The 17,965-nt window shown below is 72.3% G+C and carries 19 protein-coding genes; 11 read left to right on the top strand and 8 right to left on the bottom strand.

All coding sequences use genetic code 11. The annotated features are described in order from the left end of the window. Positions 1-5 precede the first annotated feature (5 nt). The 5 genes from ACZ4YY_RS31455 (at position 6) to ACZ4YY_RS31435 (ending at position 5,055) form a co-directional block, all read left to right on the top strand. The gene (locus tag ACZ4YY_RS31455; RefSeq protein ID WP_468298081.1) at positions 6-941 is read left to right on the top strand and encodes a cellulose-binding protein; all 936 of its coding nucleotides are present in this window, start codon (positions 6-8) and stop codon (positions 939-941) included. 140 nt (positions 942-1,081) lie between these two features. Continuing rightward, entirely contained in the window at positions 1,082-2,032 is a 951-nt protein-coding gene (locus ACZ4YY_RS31450) for an ABC transporter ATP-binding protein (protein ID WP_468298078.1), read from the top strand. 1 nt (position 2,033) lies between these two features. Then, entirely contained in the window at positions 2,034-2,804 is a 771-nt protein-coding gene (locus tag ACZ4YY_RS31445) for an ABC transporter permease (protein ID WP_468298076.1), read from the top strand. Positions 2,805-2,914: 110 nt separating this feature from the next. Then, positions 2,915-4,186 (top strand): ABC transporter ATP-binding protein, encoded by a 1,272-nt coding sequence (locus ACZ4YY_RS31440; RefSeq protein WP_468298074.1) that lies wholly within the window; start codon positions 2,915-2,917, stop codon positions 4,184-4,186. Further along, on the top strand, positions 4,183-5,055 hold the full coding sequence (locus ACZ4YY_RS31435) for an ABC transporter permease (RefSeq protein ID WP_468298072.1): 873 nt from the start codon (positions 4,183-4,185) through the stop codon (positions 5,053-5,055). Before ACZ4YY_RS31440 ends, ACZ4YY_RS31435 begins: the two co-directional genes overlap by 4 nt. 15 nt (positions 5,056-5,070) lie before the next feature. Here the strand turns inward: ACZ4YY_RS31435 and ACZ4YY_RS31430 are convergent, their stop codons facing one another. Then, a complete protein-coding gene (locus ACZ4YY_RS31430) occupies positions 5,071-5,403 on the bottom strand; it encodes an ATP/GTP-binding protein (RefSeq protein WP_468298069.1) in 333 nt (110 codons plus the stop codon). A 224-nt stretch (positions 5,404-5,627) separates the two neighbouring features. On the opposite strand from ACZ4YY_RS31430, the gene ACZ4YY_RS31425 reads away from it, so the two are divergent. Then, positions 5,628-6,656, top strand: a complete 1,029-nt coding sequence (locus tag ACZ4YY_RS31425; protein ID WP_468298067.1) for an LLM class flavin-dependent oxidoreductase — start codon at positions 5,628-5,630, stop codon at positions 6,654-6,656. 83 nt (positions 6,657-6,739) lie between these two features. Here the strand turns inward: ACZ4YY_RS31425 and ACZ4YY_RS31420 are convergent, their stop codons facing one another. Then, the gene (locus ACZ4YY_RS31420) at positions 6,740-7,132 is read right to left on the bottom strand and encodes an SCO5389 family protein (protein WP_468298065.1); all 393 of its coding nucleotides are present in this window, start codon (positions 7,130-7,132) and stop codon (positions 6,740-6,742) included. A gap of 250 nt (positions 7,133-7,382) precedes the next feature. Here ACZ4YY_RS31420 and nucS point away from each other — a divergent pair, with 250 nt between their 5' ends. Then, positions 7,383-8,054: an endonuclease NucS gene (gene nucS / locus ACZ4YY_RS31415; protein ID WP_468298063.1), complete on the top strand. Its 672-nt coding sequence runs from the start codon at positions 7,383-7,385 to the stop codon at positions 8,052-8,054. A gap of 69 nt (positions 8,055-8,123) precedes the next feature. Here nucS and ACZ4YY_RS31410 read toward each other — a convergent pair whose 3' ends face one another. Both ACZ4YY_RS31410 and ACZ4YY_RS31405 read right to left on the bottom strand, forming a co-directional pair. After that, on the bottom strand, positions 8,124-10,637 hold the full coding sequence (locus tag ACZ4YY_RS31410) for an ATP-binding protein (RefSeq protein ID WP_468298061.1): 2,514 nt from the start codon (positions 10,635-10,637) through the stop codon (positions 8,124-8,126). Positions 10,638-10,882: 245 nt separating this feature from the next. After that, a complete protein-coding gene (locus ACZ4YY_RS31405) occupies positions 10,883-11,206 on the bottom strand; it encodes an STAS domain-containing protein (RefSeq protein ID WP_468298059.1) in 324 nt (107 codons plus the stop codon). 428 nt (positions 11,207-11,634) lie between these two features. Between ACZ4YY_RS31405 and ACZ4YY_RS31400 the strand changes: the two genes are divergently transcribed. Further along, complete coding sequence (locus tag ACZ4YY_RS31400; protein ID WP_468298057.1) at positions 11,635-12,207, top strand: cob(I)yrinic acid a,c-diamide adenosyltransferase; 573 nt, start codon at positions 11,635-11,637, stop codon at positions 12,205-12,207. On the opposite strand, the gene ACZ4YY_RS31395 is transcribed toward ACZ4YY_RS31400, so the two are convergent. Together ACZ4YY_RS31395 and ACZ4YY_RS31390 are read right to left on the bottom strand one after the other, a co-directional pair. Then, complete coding sequence (locus ACZ4YY_RS31395; protein WP_468298055.1) at positions 12,140-12,352, bottom strand: DUF5708 family protein; 213 nt, start codon at positions 12,350-12,352, stop codon at positions 12,140-12,142. The genes ACZ4YY_RS31400 and ACZ4YY_RS31395 overlap by 68 nt on opposite strands. Before the next feature lie 52 nt (positions 12,353-12,404). Next, the gene (locus ACZ4YY_RS31390) at positions 12,405-13,001 is read right to left on the bottom strand and encodes a hypothetical protein (RefSeq protein ID WP_468298053.1); all 597 of its coding nucleotides are present in this window, start codon (positions 12,999-13,001) and stop codon (positions 12,405-12,407) included. A 152-nt stretch (positions 13,002-13,153) separates the two neighbouring features. On the opposite strand from ACZ4YY_RS31390, the gene ACZ4YY_RS31385 reads away from it, so the two are divergent. The 3 genes from ACZ4YY_RS31385 to ACZ4YY_RS31375 all read left to right on the top strand — a co-directional run bounded on the left by ACZ4YY_RS31385 (position 13,154) and on the right by ACZ4YY_RS31375 (position 16,915). Further along, entirely contained in the window at positions 13,154-14,338 is a 1,185-nt protein-coding gene (locus tag ACZ4YY_RS31385) for a sensor histidine kinase (RefSeq protein WP_468298051.1), read from the top strand. Then, complete coding sequence (locus ACZ4YY_RS31380; RefSeq protein WP_468298049.1) at positions 14,335-14,976, top strand: response regulator; 642 nt, start codon at positions 14,335-14,337, stop codon at positions 14,974-14,976. The genes ACZ4YY_RS31385 and ACZ4YY_RS31380 overlap by 4 nt, the downstream gene beginning before the upstream one ends. 115 nt (positions 14,977-15,091) lie before the next feature. After that, the gene (locus tag ACZ4YY_RS31375) at positions 15,092-16,915 is read left to right on the top strand and encodes a glycosyl hydrolase family 18 protein (protein ID WP_468298047.1); all 1,824 of its coding nucleotides are present in this window, start codon (positions 15,092-15,094) and stop codon (positions 16,913-16,915) included. A 68-nt stretch (positions 16,916-16,983) separates the two neighbouring features. Here ACZ4YY_RS31375 and ACZ4YY_RS31370 read toward each other — a convergent pair whose 3' ends face one another. Further along, the gene (locus ACZ4YY_RS31370; RefSeq protein ID WP_468298045.1) at positions 16,984-17,430 is read right to left on the bottom strand and encodes a DUF2550 domain-containing protein; all 447 of its coding nucleotides are present in this window, start codon (positions 17,428-17,430) and stop codon (positions 16,984-16,986) included. A gap of 144 nt (positions 17,431-17,574) precedes the next feature. Continuing rightward, positions 17,575-17,949 (bottom strand): F0F1 ATP synthase subunit epsilon, encoded by a 375-nt coding sequence (locus ACZ4YY_RS31365; protein ID WP_189942660.1) that lies wholly within the window; start codon positions 17,947-17,949, stop codon positions 17,575-17,577. Positions 17,950-17,965 lie beyond the last annotated feature (16 nt).

The raw sequence follows: 17,965 nt of genomic DNA, 5'->3' as shown, positions 1-17,965 counted from the left end.
ACCCCATGAGCGACACTTCCCCCTACGGCTTCGAGCTTGTGCGGCGTGGATACGACCGCGCTCAGGTGGACGAACGGATCTCCAAGCTCGTCTCCGACCGTGACAGCGCTCTCACCCGCATCACCGCTCTGGAAAAGCGCATCGAGGAGCTCCACCTCGAGACGCAGAACGCCCAGGCGCAGGTAAGCGACGCGGAGCCGTCGTATGCCGGTCTCGGCGCGCGGGTCGAGAAGATCCTCCGTCTCGCGGAGGAGGAGGCCAAGGATCTGCGCGAGGAGGCCCGTCGCGCGGCCGAGCAGCACCGCGAGCTCGCCGAGTCGGCGGCCCAGCAGGTCCGCAACGACGCAGAATCGTTCGCTGCGGAGCGCAAGGCCAAGGCAGAGGACGAGGGCGTCCGGATCGTCGAGAAGGCCAAGAGTGACGCGTCGCAGCTGCGCACCGAGGCCCAGAAGGACGCGCAGTCCAAGCGTGAGGAGGCCGACGCCCTCTTCGAGGAGACCCGCGCCAAGGCCGCGCAGGCCGCCGCCGACTTCGAGACGAATCTCGCCAAGCGCCGCGAGCAGTCCGAGCGCGACCTGGCGTCCCGTCAGCAGAAGGCGGAGAAGCGCCTCGCGGAGATCGAGCACCGCGCGGAGCAGCTGCGCCTGGAGGCGGAGAAGCTGCGCACGGACGCCGAGCGCCGCGCCCGCCAGACCGTCGAGACGGCGCAGCGTCAGGCCGAGGACATCGTGGCCGACGCCAATGCCAAGGCGGACCGCATCCGTTCGGAATCCGAGCGCGAGCTGGCGGCCCTCACCAACCGTCGCGACTCCATCAACGCCCAGCTGACGAACGTCCGCGAGATGCTCGCGACGCTCACGGGCGCCGCGGTCGCCGCCGCCGGCACGCCGGCCGACGACGAGCCGATCTCCCGCGGGGTGCCGGCGCAGCAGTCCCGGTAACGGGCGGTCATACGGCGGCCCCGGTAACGGGCGGTCGTACGGCGGCCCCGGTAACGGGCGGTCGTACGGCGGCTGAAAATCGGTGGAGCCCTCCGTCACTGAGGTGGCGGGGGGCTTTTCCCCGTTCTAGCGTGGGCCGCATGATCGAGCTCGAGGGGCTGACCAAGCGGTACGGCGAGAAGGTGGCGGTCAACAACCTCACCTTCACCGTCAGACCGGGCATCGTCACCGGCTTCCTCGGTCCCAACGGCGCCGGCAAGTCGACCACCATGCGGATGATCCTCGGTCTGGACCGGCCCACCGCCGGGGACGTGCGGATCGACGGCAGGCACTACGACCGGCTGAAGGACCCTCTGACGTGCATCGGCGCCCTGCTGGAGGCCAAGGGCGTGCATCCGGGGCGCAGCGCCCACAACCACCTGCTGTGCCTGGCACAGAGCAACGGCATTCCGCCGCGGCGGGTACGCGAGGTGCTGGACGAGGTGGGGCTGTCGGCCGTCGCGAGGAAGAAGGCGAAGGGGTTCTCGCTGGGCATGGGGCAGCGGCTCGGCATCGCCGCCGCGCTCCTCGGCGACCCGCGGATCCTCATGTTCGACGAGCCGGTCAACGGCCTCGACCCCGAGGGCATCCACTGGATCCGCAACCTGATGAAGTCGCTCGCGGCGCAGGGGCGGACCGTGTTCGTCTCCTCCCACCTGATGAGCGAGATGGCGCTGACCGCCGACCACCTCGTCGTCATCGGCCAGGGCCGGCTCCTCGCCGACACCTCCATGGCCGACTTCATCGCCCGCAACTCGCGGGCGTACGTGCGGATCCGCACCCCGCAGCGCGAGCGGCTGCTCGACGTGCTGCACGGGGCGGGCATCACGGTCGTGGAGACCGGCAACGGCACGCTGGAGGTCGACGGCGGCAAGGCGGAGGCCATCGGGGAGCTGGCCGCGCGGCACCAGATCGTGCTGCACGAGCTGAGTCCGCAGCAGGCCTCGCTGGAGGAGGCGTTCATGCGGCTGACCGCGGAGTCGGTCGAGTACCACGCGCACACCGGGCAGCCGTCCGCGCCGCAGTGGGGCGACGGCCGGGGGAGGGACTGACATGGCGGCGACCCAGGTCATCCGGTCGGAGTGGACGAAGATCCGTTCCGTGGCGTCCACGGTGTGGACGCTCTCCCTCGCGGTGGTCGTCACCGTCGCCCTCGGCATGCTGATCTCCGCGCTGTCGAGGAACGAGTTCGACCGGATGAACCGCGACGACCGGCTCTCCTTCGACCCGACGTTCATCAGCTTCGCCGGGATGACCCTCGGCCAGCTCGCGATGATCGTGTTCGGGGTGCTGGTGGTCTCCAACGAGTACAGCACCGGCATGATCCGCACGTCGCTGGCCGCCGTGCCGCAGCGCGGGACCTTCCTGTTCAGCAAGATCGCGGTGGCGACCGGACTGGCACTCGCGGTGGGGCTCGCCACCAGCTTCGTCGCGTTCTTCCTCGGTCAGGCGATGCTGGGCTCGCACCGGGCGGAGATCGGCGACCCCGGGGTGCTGCGGGCGGTGATCGGCGGCGGGCTCTACATGACGCTCATCGCGGTGTTCTCGATGGGCGTGGCCACGATGCTGCGCTCGCCGATGCTGTCGCTGGGCATCCTCATGCCGTTCTTCTTCCTGATCTCCAACATCCTCGGCAACGTCGACGCGACGAAGAAGGTCGGCCGGTACCTGCCCGACCAGGCCGGCAGCAAGATCATGCAGGTGGTCACCCCGGTCGGCGACGACACGCCGTACGGGCCCTGGGGCGGGCTCGCGATCATGGCGGTGTGGGTGGTGGCGGCCCTCGCCGGCGGGTACGTTCTGCTGAAGAAACGCGATGCGTGAAGCTCTGGGCTCACCTTCATTTGAGCGGAACCGTCAGCACCCGGATATCCTCCTAACCCTTACGGGGGGCGTGTGCCCCGCTGTCCTGAACCTGTCGATGGGTGCGGAGCATGATCGAAGCAGTCGGCCTGACCAAGCGCTACGGCGACAAGACCGCTGTGTACAACCTTTCCTTCCAGGTACGACCGGGTGCCGTCACCGGCTTCCTCGGGCCGAACGGCTCGGGCAAGTCGACGACCATGCGGATGATCCTCGGCCTGGACAACCCGACCTCGGGGTCGGTGACGATCGGCGGCTACCCCTACCGCAAGCTGCCCAACGCGCCCCGTCACGTCGGCGCCCTGCTGGACGCCAAGGCCGTGCACGGCGGCCGGCACGCCCGCAACCACCTGCTCAGCCTCGCCCAGCTCTCCGGCATCCCGGCCCGGCGGGTGGACGAGGTGCTGGGCGTGGTCGGCCTCCAGGACGTGGCGAGGAAGCGGTCCAAGGGCTTCTCCCTCGGCATGGGACAGCGGCTCGGCATCGCCGCCGCGCTCCTCGGCGACCCCCAGGTGCTGCTGTTCGACGAGCCGGTCAACGGCCTCGACCCCGAGGGCATCCTCTGGGTGCGCAACCTGATGAAGTCGCTCGCGGCGGAGGGGCGGACCGTGTTCGTCTCCTCCCACCTGATGAGCGAGATGGCGCTGACCGCCGACCACCTGATCGTCATCGGACGCGGACAGCTCCTCTCCGACATGAGCGTGAAGGACTTCATCTCCGCCAACTCCGCGGACTTCGCCCGCGTGCGCACCCCGCACACCGAGCCGCAGCTGCGCGAGAAGCTCGCCACCGCGCTCACCGAGGCGGGCGGCCAGGTCCTGCCCGAGCAGGACGGCGCCCTGCGCGTCATGGGCCTCCCCCTGCCCCGCATCAGCGACGTCGCCCACGAGGCCGACGTGCGGCTGTGGGAGCTCTCGCCGCACCAGGCCTCGCTGGAGGAGGCGTACATGCGGATGACGCAGGGCGCCGTCGACTACCGGTCCACGACCGACCAGCGGGCCGGCCTCCAGCAGCCGCTGCCGCCCGGCGCGCAGCCCCCGATGCCGGTACCGGGCCAGGGCCAGCCGGGCTGGTACGCCCCGCCGCCCCCGCAGCAGGGCTACGCGCCGCCGCAGCCGGCCGCTCCGGGCGGCCCCTACGCCGCGCCGCCCGCCGCCCCGGCCGGCGCCAACCCGTACGCCCCCGCGCAGCCTGCGGCCCCGTCGGCCCCCGGCGCGGTCCCGGCGGCCGCGGCGCCCGTCACGCCGCCCGCGCCCCAGGACCAGCCCCCGGCCGCCCCGGCGCCCGCCGCGCCTGCCGCGCCCGCCGCCGACGCCCCGACCACGACCGAGGACGCCCGATGAGCACCCCCCAGCCCCCGGCCCAGCAGGCCGCGCCCGCCTGGCAGGCGGCGCCCGGGTCCGCCGCGTATCCCGCCTACACCTCGCCGATCCCCGTGGTGCGCGCGCACCTGGGCAACGCGATCGCCTCGGAGTGGACGAAGATCCGGTCGGTGCGCTCGACGATGTGGACGCTCGGCGTGTTCGTCCTGCTCGTCGTCGGCATCGGCCTGCTGACCGCCCTGGTGGTGGCCGGCAACACCGACGAGGGTGACCTGCAGGGCGAGAACCCGCTGTCGTTCGGCTTCTTCGGGCTGCTCCTCGGCAGCATGTGCGTGATCACGCTCGGCGTGCTGACCACGGCCTCGGAGTACGGCACCGGCATGATCCGCACGACGATGACGGCCTGCCCGTCGCGCGGCCGGGTGCTCGCGGCGAAGGGGATCGTGTTCTTCCTGGTCGCCTTCGTGGTGACGCTGGTGTCGACCGTGCTGGTGGCCATGGTGGACGTGGCCCTGCTGGGCGGCTCCGACGGGCCCTCCGGCAGCGCGTGGCTGAAGGCCACGGTCGGTGTGTCCTTCTTCATCGCGCTGCTCGGTCTGCTCTCGCTGGCCGTCGGCTCGATCATCCGGCACTCGGCGGGTGCCATCACCATCATGATCGGCCTCGTGCTGGCGCCGCTGGTGATCGCGCTGTTCATGTTCGCGGAGTCCCTCGAGGACCTGCGCCAGGCCCTGTTCGAGTACTCCATCCCCAATCAGCTCAGCGTCTTCTACTCCACCTCGCTGACGGACACCGGCCCGTCGGGCTGGGACCCGCTGTGGATCGCGCTCGGCGTGACCGCCGCCGCGTTCGCCGCCGCCTTCGCGCTGCTGGAGAAGCGGGACGTGTGAGGGGCCCGGAGGGTTTCAGAACCTCGGCGCGTTACGGGACCGCCGCACCCCCGGGGTGCGGCGGTCCCGCGCGTTCCAGCACGCCTTGTGCCAGTGCCGGCGGTCGTCCACGCCCGCGTGCTCGGACCAGGCGACGACGTGCGGCACACCGCCGGGGATCATCTGGTCGCAGCCGGGACAGCGGTAGCTCTTGCCCTGCGCGCTCGCGCCGGCCACGTGCCGCACGCTCCACTCCTCGTCCTGCCAGCTGACGCTGGACTGCCAGCCGCCGTAACGACTCGCGCGGTCGTCCTCGGGGCTCCGGCCGGACGAGCCGTCACCCTTGGGTCGGTTGCGACGCGGGGACACGGGACACCTCACGGGGCTATACAGGGAGTACGGTTCCCGTCCAGCCTACGCGGCGCGGCAGGGGGTACCCGTAGGGCGTCGAACCCCCACAACTGCCGCTCCGCCGGGACCGATTCTGCAGACAATCCGCAAATCTCCCCACCGGACCGTGTCCTCGGCACGTGTCGGACGGTTATGCCGGATGGGGGAGCTCCGTGTCGGAGCCGAGGAAGCAGGAAAGTCCCATGCGTGTTGGAAGTTTCGTGTTGGCGGCCCAGTTCCCGGGGCAGGGCCAGGGAGAGGCGCTGCACCGAGCGGTCCGCTCCGCCGAGGTCGCCGAGCAGGCGGGCCTGGACTCGGTCTGGCTGGCCGAGCACCACTTCGTGCCCTACGGCACGTGCCCGTCGGCGGTCACGCTCGCCGCCTTGCTGCTGGGCCGCACCCGGCGCATCCGGGTCGGTACGGCGGTCAGCGTGCTGCCCACCGCCCACCCCGTCACCCTCGGCGAACAGGCCGCGCTGCTGCACCTGACGAGCGGCGGCCGCTTCTCGCTCGGCGTGGGCCGCGGCGGCCCGTGGGTCGACCTGGAGGTGTTCGGCTCGGGCCTGGAGGCGTACGAGAAGGGGTTCCCCGAATCACTCGATCTGCTGGTGCGCTGGCTGCGCGAACCGTCCGTCCGCGCCGACGGGGAACGGTTCCGCTTCCGCGAAGTCCCCGTCGTACCGCGCCCGTCGGAGGCGCTGACGGAGACGGAGGGCCCGGAGGTCGTCGTCGCCTGCACCTCACCGGCGAGCGTCCGGCTGGCCGCCGAGCGGGGGCTGCCGATGCTGCTGGGGATGCATGTGGGGGACGAGGAGAAGGCCGAGATGGTCGCCCTGTGGCGGCAGCACGCGCGCGCGGCCGGGCGGTCGCCGGAGGAGGTCCTCGGCGCGGGCCACGTCTCGGCGGGCGTCTGCCAGATCGCCGACCGGCGCACCGACGCCGTGGAGACGCTGATGAAGGCGATGCCGGGCTGGCTGAAGCAGGGGCTCGACGCGCATGTGACGGTGGACGGCCGGGCCCGCTCGATGCGGGACCCGGTGGCGTACACCGAGCTGCTCTGCGGGCTGCACCCGGTGGGCACGCCACGGCTGTGCGTCGACCGCCTGGCGGCGACCAGCGAGCGGACCGGCATCGCGCGCTTCGCCCTCCTCGTGGAGGGCTCGGGCGACCTGGCGGCCACGGAGGAGAACGTCCGGCGGCTGGGCGCGGAGGTCCTCCCCCACCTCCGGTGAACGGCCCGGCCGACCGGGAAGCTTGCCGCTCCCGTACCGATGTGACTCCCTCGCGAGGAGCGGCAAGCGACAGCCTCACTGCCTCAGCAGTCCCGGAATTCCGGGGACTGGTTCAGCACCTGACTGCGAACCGAGGTGAAACGGGTCAGCGACTCGTCGACCGAGGTGTCCAACGGGAAGACAGCCACCCGATGGCAGTTCTGGAACGCCAGCCGCACCCCGAAGTGCCGCTGCAGGGCGCCGCGTATCGCGTCACTCGCCAGCGCTCGCAGCAGCTGCCCGCGTGCCTGCTCGTCCGGCGGGGGCGTCTGGTTGTCGGCGAACTGGCCGCCGTCCACCTTCAGCTGGGCCACCAGGGAGCTGATCATCTCCCATGCGTAGGGCAGGGAGGTCCGGACGCAGTCGACGAATTCTGCTTCGTCGACCTCGCCTCGCTCGGCCTGTTCGAGTAGGGCCGGTGAGACGTCGAGCGACATGGGTTCTCCTCTCGCACCCCCGAAGCGCAGGGGTTGCCTGACAGAAACGGGGAGTCCGCCGACGACCGCCGGGCACGCTGAGTACACGCATCGCGACCTCCCGTTCTCTACCGTAGGCAACAGGCGGTGACCGCACCAGGAGAACGGCCACATAGCGAAGGACGGTTGGGCGCAGTATCGGCCACCAACGAACAGCTGTTTTACGGGGCGAATCGCGTGGTCCCCGGGGTGTCGAGTAGCGTTGCCGACCATGCGTCTCGTCATCGCCCGGTGTTCCGTCGACTACGCGGGCCGGCTCACCGCCCACCTCCCCTCCGCCCCCCGCCTCATCCTGGTGAAGGCGGACGGCAGCGTCTCCATCCACGCGGACGACCGTGCCTACAAGCCCCTGAACTGGATGTCGCCGCCCTGCACGCTGAAGGAGGGCACGGGCGAGGAGGAAGGCGTCTGGACCGTCGTCAACAAGGCGGGCGAGAAGCTGATCATCACGATGGAGGAGGTCCTGCACGACTCCTCGCACGAACTCGGCGTCGACCCGGGCCTGATCAAGGACGGCGTGGAAGCGCACCTGCAGGAACTGCTCGCCGACCGCATCGAGACGCTCGGCGAGGGCTACACGCTGATCCGCCGCGAGTACATGACGGCCATCGGGCCGGTCGACATCCTCTGCCGGGACGCCGACGGGCAGACCGTCGCGGTCGAGATCAAGCGGCGCGGCGAGATCGACGGCGTGGAGCAACTCACCCGCTATCTGGAGCTGTTGAACCGCGACCCGCACCTCGCGCCGGTCCGCGGCATCTTCGCCGCCCAGGAGATCAAGCCCCAGGCGCGCGTCCTCGCCACCGACCGCGGCATCGGCTGCACGGTCCTGGACTACAACGCGCTGCGCGGCATCGAGGACGACAAGCTGCGGCTGTTCTGAGAAGCGGCACGACGACGGTGAAGGGCCGGGTCTCCCGCGGGGGACCCGGCCCTCTTGCGGTGCCGGGCGTCAGATGACCGTGTCCGACGCGCTCGGAGAGCCCGCGCCGCTCTGGGAGGCGGTGCTCGGGCTCACGGGCGCGGAGGACACCGAGTTGCTCGCCGAGGCGGGAGCGCTGGAGTCCGGGGGGCCGCTCGGGGTCGACGGCGACTCGGACGGCACCGGCGACGTCGAGGTGCTCGCCGAGCCGCTGGGCTTCGGCGACTGCGACGGCGACGACGACGGCTTGGGCGTCGTCCCCGGCGTCGTCGTGTCGGTCGGCGTCGGCGACGACGCGCCGCTGCCCGAGCTGGGCGAGGTGCTGGGCTCGTCCGACGGACGGGCCTCGTCCGTCGGGGTGGGGTCGTCGGACGTCCCCATCGTCCCGTCCGGTCCGGGGTCCGTCGGACGGCTGGTCGCCTCCCCCGTGTCCCCGGGGCCCGTGTCCTCGTCCGGGGTGCCCGCGCCCGGGGCGCCGTCGTCGCCGCCGGTGGTGGCGGAGGGGTTGACGCCGACCCGGCCGGAGGGGTCGTTGGCGTCGTTGTCGGAGGTCGCGCCGAGGGTCACCACCGTGCCGAGGACTGCCGCGAGCAGCGCGCCCGCGCCCACCGCGACCAGGTTGTACCGGGTCAGGCGGCGCAGGCCGGTCCGGCCTCGGTGGGGTGCGACGGTTGAGGGCGGCCGGTTGACGAGGGTGGGACCGGTGGCCGGCGCCGACGGCAGGGCCGCGGTGATACCGCGCGGCGGCGACACAGGCTCCTCCCGGCGGGCCTCGGACGCCTCCTCGGCGACGGGGAGGACCGGCAGGCCGGGCACGTCGCCCGAGCGGTCGGCGACCAGGGCGAGGGCGCGGCGGCCGGCGACGGTGCCGCGCTTGTCGGCGAGGGCCGAGCGCAGGCCGAGGGAGGCCTCCAGCTCGGAGCGGGCCCTCTCGAGCTGCCCGGTGCACAGGGCGAGGACGCCCAGTTCGTGGTGGAAGTAGGCCCGGTCGGCGGACTGTGCGGCGAGGCGGGCGGCCTCGGCGCCCTCGTGCAGGGTCTGCTCCCAGGCGCTCCAGTGCAGCCCGGCGGCGAACGCGGGCGCCGCGGTGCGGGCCAGCTCGACGGCGACGGCCTCCTCGCCCTCCTCGGGGCGGGTGGTCGCCGGGACGGTCACGGTGAGGGCGGCGAGCACCGCGTCGGCCTCGGCGCGGACCCGCTCGGGGGTGACGGAGGGGTGTCCGGCCCACCAGGCGTAGTGCTGGGCGGCGGTGTGGGCGCGGGCGACGGTGTCGTCGCCGTAGCCCGCGGCCTCCAACTGGGCCTGGACTCCGGCGGCGAGCCGGTAGCGCGGGCCGACCGGGGAGACGAGTCCGCAGGCGGCGAGTTCGCCGAGGGCGGCGTCGGCGTGGGTGTCGCCGACCAGGGCGGGCAGATGCGCCTGGTGCGGGACCTCGCCGCCGAGGGCGACGGCGAACCGCAGGGTGGTGCGGGCCGAGGCGCTCAGGCGGGCGGCGAGCAGCGGGGCGGGCGCGGCGGCCTCGCCCAGCGAGGGCAGGGGTATCTCCTCGGCCTCGCCGGCCCCCGTCCGCGCGTCGGCGGGGACCGGGAGCGGGCGGGCGTCCTCGAAGACGCCGAAGTGGTCGACGGCCTCGGCGCCGGCGCGCAGTTGGTCGCGCTGGCGCAGCAGGGCGCCGGCCTGGACGAACCTGAGGGGCAGTCCCTCGGACTCGAACCAGAGGTCGCCGACCCAGTTGGCCTCCTCCTCGGTGAGGACGCGGCCGACGGCCCGCTCGATCACCTCGACGCCGCCGGCCCGGTCGAGGCCGCTGAGCACGACCTCCTCGACGGCGGAGTCGGCGGAGTGCGCCGGGGTGTCGGGGGTAGCGCCGAGGAGGAAGGCGCACTCGGGGGTGGCGTCGAGCAGTCCGTCGAGGGCGGCGCCGCCGAACTCCAGGTCGTCGATGACGACGACCGCGCCGATCTCGCGCACCAGGGCGCGCAGCTCCTCGTCCTCGGGGCGGTACAGGGGGGCGTCGTAGACGGCGTGGAAGAGGTCGTACAGCAGGTCCTCGGGGGTGCGGCGGAAGCCGGTGAGGCGGACGACGCCGTCGGGGGCGAGGTCGGCGCAGTCCTCGGCGACGAGGTCGAGGAGGCTGGTGCGGCCCGAGCCGGCCGGGCCGGTGAGGCGGACGGTACGGCCGCGGGCGAGCAGGCGGACGAGCTGTTCGCGCTCGTCCTGGCGGCCCAGGAGCGGCTGGGCGGGCCGGGCCGGTCCGGCCGGGACGGGGGGCCGGGCGGCGCGGTCGGCCTCGGCGCGGTCCTCGGGAGTGCGTTTGGCGGGCCGCTCGGGCCGCTCCGTGGGCGGGCACAGCTCGATCTCGCTGCCGTCGACGGGGTTGACGGTCAGGAGGTGGTCGCCGCAGACGAGGCGCACGGTGCGGGCGAGGGAAGGCGTGTGCTGCGCGAAGTCGGGTGTCAGGGGATCCCTGGGCGGGCGCGGGCGCGGCGTGTGGCCGTCGCCGTCGTGGCCGTACTCCTCGGGGCCCCGGGTGTTCGGGTCCATAGGTCCAAGCCCCCCAAAAGCGTCGTGTGGCGGTAGCCCCTCCCGGCCTTGCTGCACACTGCGCTGTCGCTTCTGGTCCGGTGCCCGCCAGAGGGATGCGGGCGGCGGGCAGACGAACCGTAAACCTTCGCACAGTATCTACGACAGCCCGGGGTGCCGTGCCGTCCGAGACGTCACAGTCCGGTGAGGATTGCGCCCGGCGGGCGGTGAGCCGCAGGCCGTCCCCCCGGCTCCCCGCCCCGGTGTCAGACGCGGGGCAGGGACTCCGCTCCGATGCCGCCCTCGATGGCGAGGATGCGGTGCAGGCGGGTGGCCACCAGCAGGCGCTGCATCTGGGCCGGCACGCCGCGCAGCACGAGGCGGCGGCCGCAGCGGCCGGCCCGGCGGTGGACGCCCATGATGACGCCGAGGCCGGTGGCGTCCCACGAGTCGAGTTCGGACAGGTCGAGCACCAGGTCGCCGACGCCGTCGTCCACGGCCGTGTGCAGGACCGTACGGGCGTCCGCCGCGCTGCGGACGTCGAGACGGCCCCCGACGACCAGCTCGACGTGGTCGCCCCTGATGTACATAGCGCTCCCCTAAGCGTGCGTCTCGTGCTCCGCGGTGTGATGTCCGGTGTTGCCACCTCTGACTGCGGGAAGCGGTCGGAGGTTGCCGTCTGTGAGCGAACCGATACCGAATTCACCCGCAGGGGTGAGGCCTCTGGGGCCCGTGCGGATTCAGTGCTTGGAGAAGCCCTGCCCGCTCCCGCGTCCGATGTCACCGGCATCAGCCATCCGGAGCATCGCCGACCCTGTCGCGCTGCCCTTGGCTCTCGGCCGGACACTAGCGGGCGTGAGGCGCTGTGTGACCGGTTAGTAACGCGTTTCACGTCTCAGGCCGTGAGACGCCGGTCACGTCGTCAATTCCTGCCGGATTCGCACCGTTTGGCGCCGCCCCGGCCGGCAGTGACGAAGGGAACGGAACGGATGCCCGGGGGCCGGTCTAGATTGGCCGCATGGTCAATCTGACGCGCATCTACACCAGGACCGGCGACCAGGGCACCACCGCCCTCGGGGACATGAGCCGGGTCGCCAAGACCGACCTGCGGATCGCCGCGTACGCGGACGCGAACGAGGCGAACGCGGTCATCGGCACGGCGGTCGCGCTGGGCGGTCTCGACGAGGAGATCGTCGCGGTCCTCACGCGGGTGCAGAACGACCTGTTCGACGTGGGCGCCGACCTGTCGACGCCGGTGGTGGAGAACCCGGAGTTCCCGCCGCTGCGGGTCGAGCAGTTCTACGTCGACAAGCTGGAGGCGGACTGCGACCGCTTCAACGCGCGGCTGGAGAAGCTGCGGTCGTTCATCCTCCCCGGCGGCACCCCGGGCGCGGCCCTGTTGCACCAGGCCTGCACGGTCGTCCGCCGGGCCGAGCGCTCCACGTGGGCCGCGCTGGAGGTGCACGGCGAGGTGATGAACCCGCTGACCGCGACCTACCTCAACCGTCTGTCGGACCTGCTGTTCATCCTGGCCCGCACGGCCAACAAGGAGGTCGGGGACGTGCTGTGGGTGCCGGGCGGCGAGCGCTGAGGTCCTGGCGGTTCCCGGCCGCGCCGCGCGCCGCCCGGCACCCGCCGGAGACCGCGAGCGCGGCTCCGACGCACCTCACGACCACGCCGGTCCCGGTGAGGGTGACGACCGGGACCTCGACGTCCCCGGTACACAGCCGCAGCACCGGGCGACGACGAGGGTGACGGCGCCTTCCGGCAGGTTCCCGGTCGCCCGCCTCATCGCCTGGCGTCCTCCTTCCGGAACGAGGACGCCTCGCCCCCGGCTTCCGCCCCGGCCTCGGCCGGGGCCCTGCGAGGCCAGACGGTGTAGGACAGCGCGACCAGGCCGTAGATGCCGACCGTGCGCACGGCCACCCACTGGAAGGCGCGCAGCGAGCTGACGTCACCGGAGTCGCCGACGTACCAGACGGCGAGCTGGAGCAGGCCGAGGGCGACGGCTCCCCCGTACACGGCCCGCAGCCACAGCTTCGCCTCGTGACGGGCGCGGGCGCGGCCGTAGCGCGGGGGCTTGGGCGGGGGCGGGGCGCCGCCCAGACGGTGGGCGGCGTGGCCGTCGAGCCAGCGGATCGTGTAGTGGCCGAAGGCCACGGTGTACCCGATGTACAGGGCGGCCAGGCCGTGTTCCCAGCCGGGCTCGGCGCCGTTCCTCAGGTCGACGGCGGTCGCCACGAACAGGACGAGCTCCAGCGCGGGCTCGCACAGCAGCAGGACCACGCTCGTACGGCGCCACTTCAGCAGGTAGCGGACGGCCAGACCCAGCGCCAGCAGTACCCAGAATCCGATCTCACAGGCGGCGATCAACCAGACGATCACGGTGCGCTCCTCTCCCTCACCCTTCCAGGCTCCGGTGCGCGGCGGCCTCGGTCGTCGTCGCCGGTGACGAACCTCCCCTACATCGAAAGATGCAGTCGGGGACCCTTCCGTGGCATCACGTGGTGGGGCGGCGGGCCGTGTTGGATGGGGGCATGGCCCTTCGAGTCCCGCGCCCGCACCGGTTCGACGCGTACGTGGCGGTCGGCGGGCTGCTCGGCGGGCTGCTGCTGTGGGGCATCGGGCTGGGCACCCGTCCGGCCGACGAGCCGATCGTCCTCCTGGACGGCCGCTGGCCGGTCCTGGCGCCGCTCGCCGTGATGGCGGGCTGCGAGGTGCTGCGCCGGGCCGCCCCGCGCGTCGCCCTGCCGACCGCCACTGCGGCGCTCACCCTGGACACGGTGACCCAGGGCACCGTGGTGACGCTGATCATGTTCACCGACGTCGTGTACGCGGCCGTGCTGTACGGCACGCCCGCCTCGGCCCGGCGCATCCCGTGGGTGACCGGGCTGGTCACGGTGGCCGCGACGGTCGTGCCGTTCGCGGCCTGGCGGGTGCCCGAGGCCCTGCTGATCGGGGTGGCCGTCGGGGTCGTCTCGTTCGCGCCCGCCTCCACCGGTCTGATCGTGCGCAACCACCGTGACGCCGCCGAGGCCGCCCGGCTGCGCGCCGAACAGACCGCGCTGCTCGCGGAGATGGACCGCAACCAGGCGATCGTCGCCGAACGGGCGCGCATGGCAAGGGAGTTGCACGACATGGTCGCCAACCACCTGTCGGCCATCGCGATCCACTCCACGGCCGCGCTCTCCCTGGACGACCCGGACACCTCGCGGCACGCGCTCAAGGTCGTCCGGGAGAACAGCGTGGAGGGGCTCGCCGAGATGCGGCGGCTGATCGGGATCCTGCGGGACGGCAGCGGGGACCACGAGCCCGCCGCCGCGCCCACCCTCGACGGCCTGGGCGCGCTGGTCGACAACGCCCGCTCCAACGGCCTCGACGTCGCCCTGCGCGCCGAGCACACGGAGGTGCCCGCCCCGGTCGAGCTGGCCGCCTACCGGATCGTCCAGGAGTCGCTGACCAACGCCCTCAAGCACGCCTCGTCCGGCCGGGTCACCGTCACCCTCGTCCAGTGCGAGGCGGCGTTGGACGTGCGGGTGAGCAGCCCGTACGGGCACCGGGAGGGCGGCCCGGGCGCCCCGGGATCCGGCGCGGGCCTGGTCGGCATGCGGGAGCGGGCGGCGCTGCTGGGCGGTACCTTCAGCGCCGGGGCGGAGGGCGCCCGGTGGACCGTCCACGCCGTCCTCCCGATCGCCGAGCACGTCGAAGGAGAACCCGCATGATCCGCGTCCTGGTCGCCGAGGACCAGTCCGCCGTCCGCGCCGGACTGGTCCTCATCCTGCGCAGCGCGCCCGACATCGAGGTGGTCGGCGAGGCGGCGGACGGGCAGCAGGCGGTGGAGCTGGCTCGCGCGTTGCGGCCGGACCTGGTGCTGATGGACGTGCAGATGCCGCGCCTGGACGGGGTGTCGGCGACCAGGACGGTGGTCGAGGAGCGTCTCGCGGACGTCCTGGTGCTGACCACCTTCGACCTCGACGCGTACGTGTTCGGGGCGCTGCGGGCGGGAGCGGCGGGGTTCCTGCTGAAGAACACCGAGGCCGGGGACCTGATCGAGGCGATCCGCACGGTGGCGCGCGGCGAGGGCGTCGTCGCCCCGGCCGTCACCCGGCGGCTCATCGCCGAGTTCGCGGCCGGTACCCCACGAGCGCCGAAGACGGACCCGGCGGTGCTGGAGGCGCTGACCCGGCGTGAGCGCGAGGTGCTGTCCTGCCTCGGCGAGGGGCTGTCGAACGCGGGGATCGCCGAGCGTCTGGACATGGCCGAGGCGACGGTGAAGACGCACGTCAGCCGGTTGCTGGCCAAGCTGGAACTGCGCAGCCGGGTGCAAGCGGCCGTTCTGGCGCAGGAGTTGGGCGTCTAGGCTCGCACCGGTCAGGTGGTCCAGACCTATTGACCGGTGGTCCAGACCTTTCTATTCTCGCGGCACCGTGGGCGTGAAGGCTCAGTTGCGCCCCCAACCCCCGAGGAGGCGCAGCATGCGCTTCAGACACCGAGCGGCGGCCGGGTTCGCCACCCTGCTGCTCCCCCTGGCCGGCCTGGTCGGTCTCGCGAGCCCCGCCCAGGCCGCGACGTCCGCGACCGCCACCTACACCAAGGCCTCGGACTGGGGCACCGGCTTCGAGGGCAGGTGGACCGTCAAGAACACCGGCACCACCACCCTCACCACCTGGACCGTCGAGTGGGACTTCCCCTCCGGCACGTCCGTCACCTCCGCCTGGGACGCCGACGTCACGTCCTCCGGCACCCACTGGACCGCCAAGAACAAGACCTGGAACGGCACCCTCGCCCCCGGCGCCTCCGTCAGCTTCGGCTTCAACGGCACCGGCACCGGCTCCCCCGCCCACTGCAAGCTCAACGGCGGCAGTTGTGACGGCACCTCGGTCCCCGGCGACGCGGCCCCCTCCGCACCGGGCACCCCCACCGCCTCCGCCGTCACCGACACCTCGGTGAAGCTGGCCTGGAGCGCCGCCACCGACGACAAGGGCGTCAAGAACTACGACATCCTGCGCGGCGGCGCCAAGATCGCCACCGTGACGACGACCTCGTACACGGACACCGGTCTGACCGCCGGCACCGACTACTCCTACACCGTCCGGGCCCGCGACACCGCCGACCAGACCGGCCCCGCCAGCGGCGCGGTCACCGTGCGCACCACCGGCGGCACCACCGAACCCCCGCCCACCGGCGGCAAGGTCAAGCTCGGCTACTTCACCGAGTGGGGCGTCTACGGCCGCAACTACCACGTCAAGAACCTGGTGACCTCCGGCTCCGCCTCGAAGATCACCCACATCAACTACGCCTTCGGCAACGTCAAGAACGGCCAGTGCGTCGTCGACGACACCTACGCCGCCTACGACAAGGCCTACACCGCCGACCAGTCCGTCAGCGGCGTCGCCGACACCTGGGACCAGCCGCTGCGCGGCAACTTCAACCAGCTGCGCCAGCTGAAGGCCAAGTACCCGCACATCAAGGTGCTGTACTCCTTCGGCGGCTGGACCTACTCCGGCGGCTTCGGGCAGGCCGCGGCCAACGCCGCCGCGTTCGCCAAGTCCTGCAAGGCCGTCGTGGAGGACCCGCGCTGGGCCGACGTCTTCGACGGCATCGACATCGACTGGGAGTACCCGAACGCCTGCGGCCTGACCTGCGACACCTCCGGTCCCGCCGCCTTCCGCACCCTGGCGCAGGCGCTGCGCGCGGAGTTCGGCCCGAACTACCTCGTCACCGCGGCCATCACCGCCGACGGCTCCTCCGGCGGCAAGATCGACGCGGCCGACTACGGCGGCGCCGCCCAGTACCTCGACTGGTACAACGTGATGACGTACGACTACTTCGGCGCCTTCGACAAGGACGGCCCGACGGCCCCGCACTCACCGCTCACCTCGTACCCCGGCATCCCGGCCGCCGGCTTCAACTCGGCCGACGCGATCGCCAAGCTCAAGGCGAAGGGTGTCCCCTCCGCCAAGCTGCTGCTCGGCATCGGCTTCTACGGCCGCGGCTGGACCGGTGTCACCCAGTCCGCCCCCGGTGGTACGGCGACCGGCGCGGCGCCCGGCACCTACGAGGCCGGCATCGAGGACTACAAGATCCTCAAGAACTCCTGCCCCGTCACCGGCACCGTCGCCGGGACGGCCTACGCCCACTGCGGCACCAACTGGTGGTCCTACGACACCCCGTCGACGATCGCCGGGAAGATGACGTGGGCGAAGAACCAGGGGCTGGGCGGCGCGTTCTTCTGGGAGTTCAGCGGTGACACCGGAAACGGAGAGCTGGTGAGGGCCATCGACAACGGCCTGTCGTAACCCCGTGCGAAGGACCTGACCGACCTCGACGCTCCCCCGGACCCGTCCGGGGGAGCGCGTGCGTGCGACTACGCCACATTCACACGCTGTCCGGGCGGGGCCGCCTCCAGCCACGCGAGGAAACCGGTCAGCGCGTCCTCGCTCATGGCCAGCTCGACCCGGGTGCCCCGGTGCAGACAGGCGAGGATCACCGCGTCCGACAGCAGCGCCAGCTCTTCCTCCCCTTCGGGGAGGCGGCGGCCGGCCACCTCGATCGAGGCGCGCTCCAGGACGCGGCGCGGACGGTAGGCGTAGGAGAAGACGCGGTACCACTCGATGCGGTCGCCGTTGTACCGGGCGACACCGTAGCTCCAGCCCTTGCCGGAGGTGTCCGGTTTCTCGGGGACGTCCCAGCGCAGCGAGCAGTCGAAGGTACCGCCGGACCGCTGGATCAGTCTGCGGCGCAGCCCGAAGACGAACAGCCCCAGTACCACCAGGGCCACGACGATTCCGCACACAGTCAGAGCGAGGACCATCGACACCGACCTCCTCGTCTCCTAGGTACCTTCAATTCAGGTAACGGAACGGAAAAAACATCCAAATCTGCCTCAGCCGCGGCCGGCTCCGGATCACTCCGGTGCCGGCCGCGGCTGAGGGACGTCATCACACGGCGAGCTGGGTCAGCTCGCCGCCGCCGCACGCAGTCGTACGTCCGCGCGGCGCTCGGCGGTGGCGTCACCCTCCGCCTTCGCACGCTCCAGCTCGCGCTCCGCGCGCTGGACGTCGATCTCGTCCGACAGCTCGGCGATCTCGGCCAGCAGCGACAGCTTGTTGTCGGCGAACGAGATGAAACCGCCATGCACCGCGGCGACGACCGTTCCACCGTCACTCGTACGGATGGTCACCGGGCCCGACTCCAGCACACCGAGCAGCGGCTGGTGACCGGGCATGACGCCGATGTCGCCGGACGTGGTGCGCGCGACGACCAGGGTGGCCTCGCCGGACCAGACCTCTCGGTCGGCCGCGACCAGCGCGACGTGCAGCTCAGCAGCCAAGGTGGCTCCTCGGGTC

This window comes from Streptomyces sp. NPDC030143, from assembly GCF_055573695.1.
The sequence above is the reverse complement of the archived record's forward strand: the minus strand, read 5'-3'. Positions and strand labels throughout refer to the sequence as shown.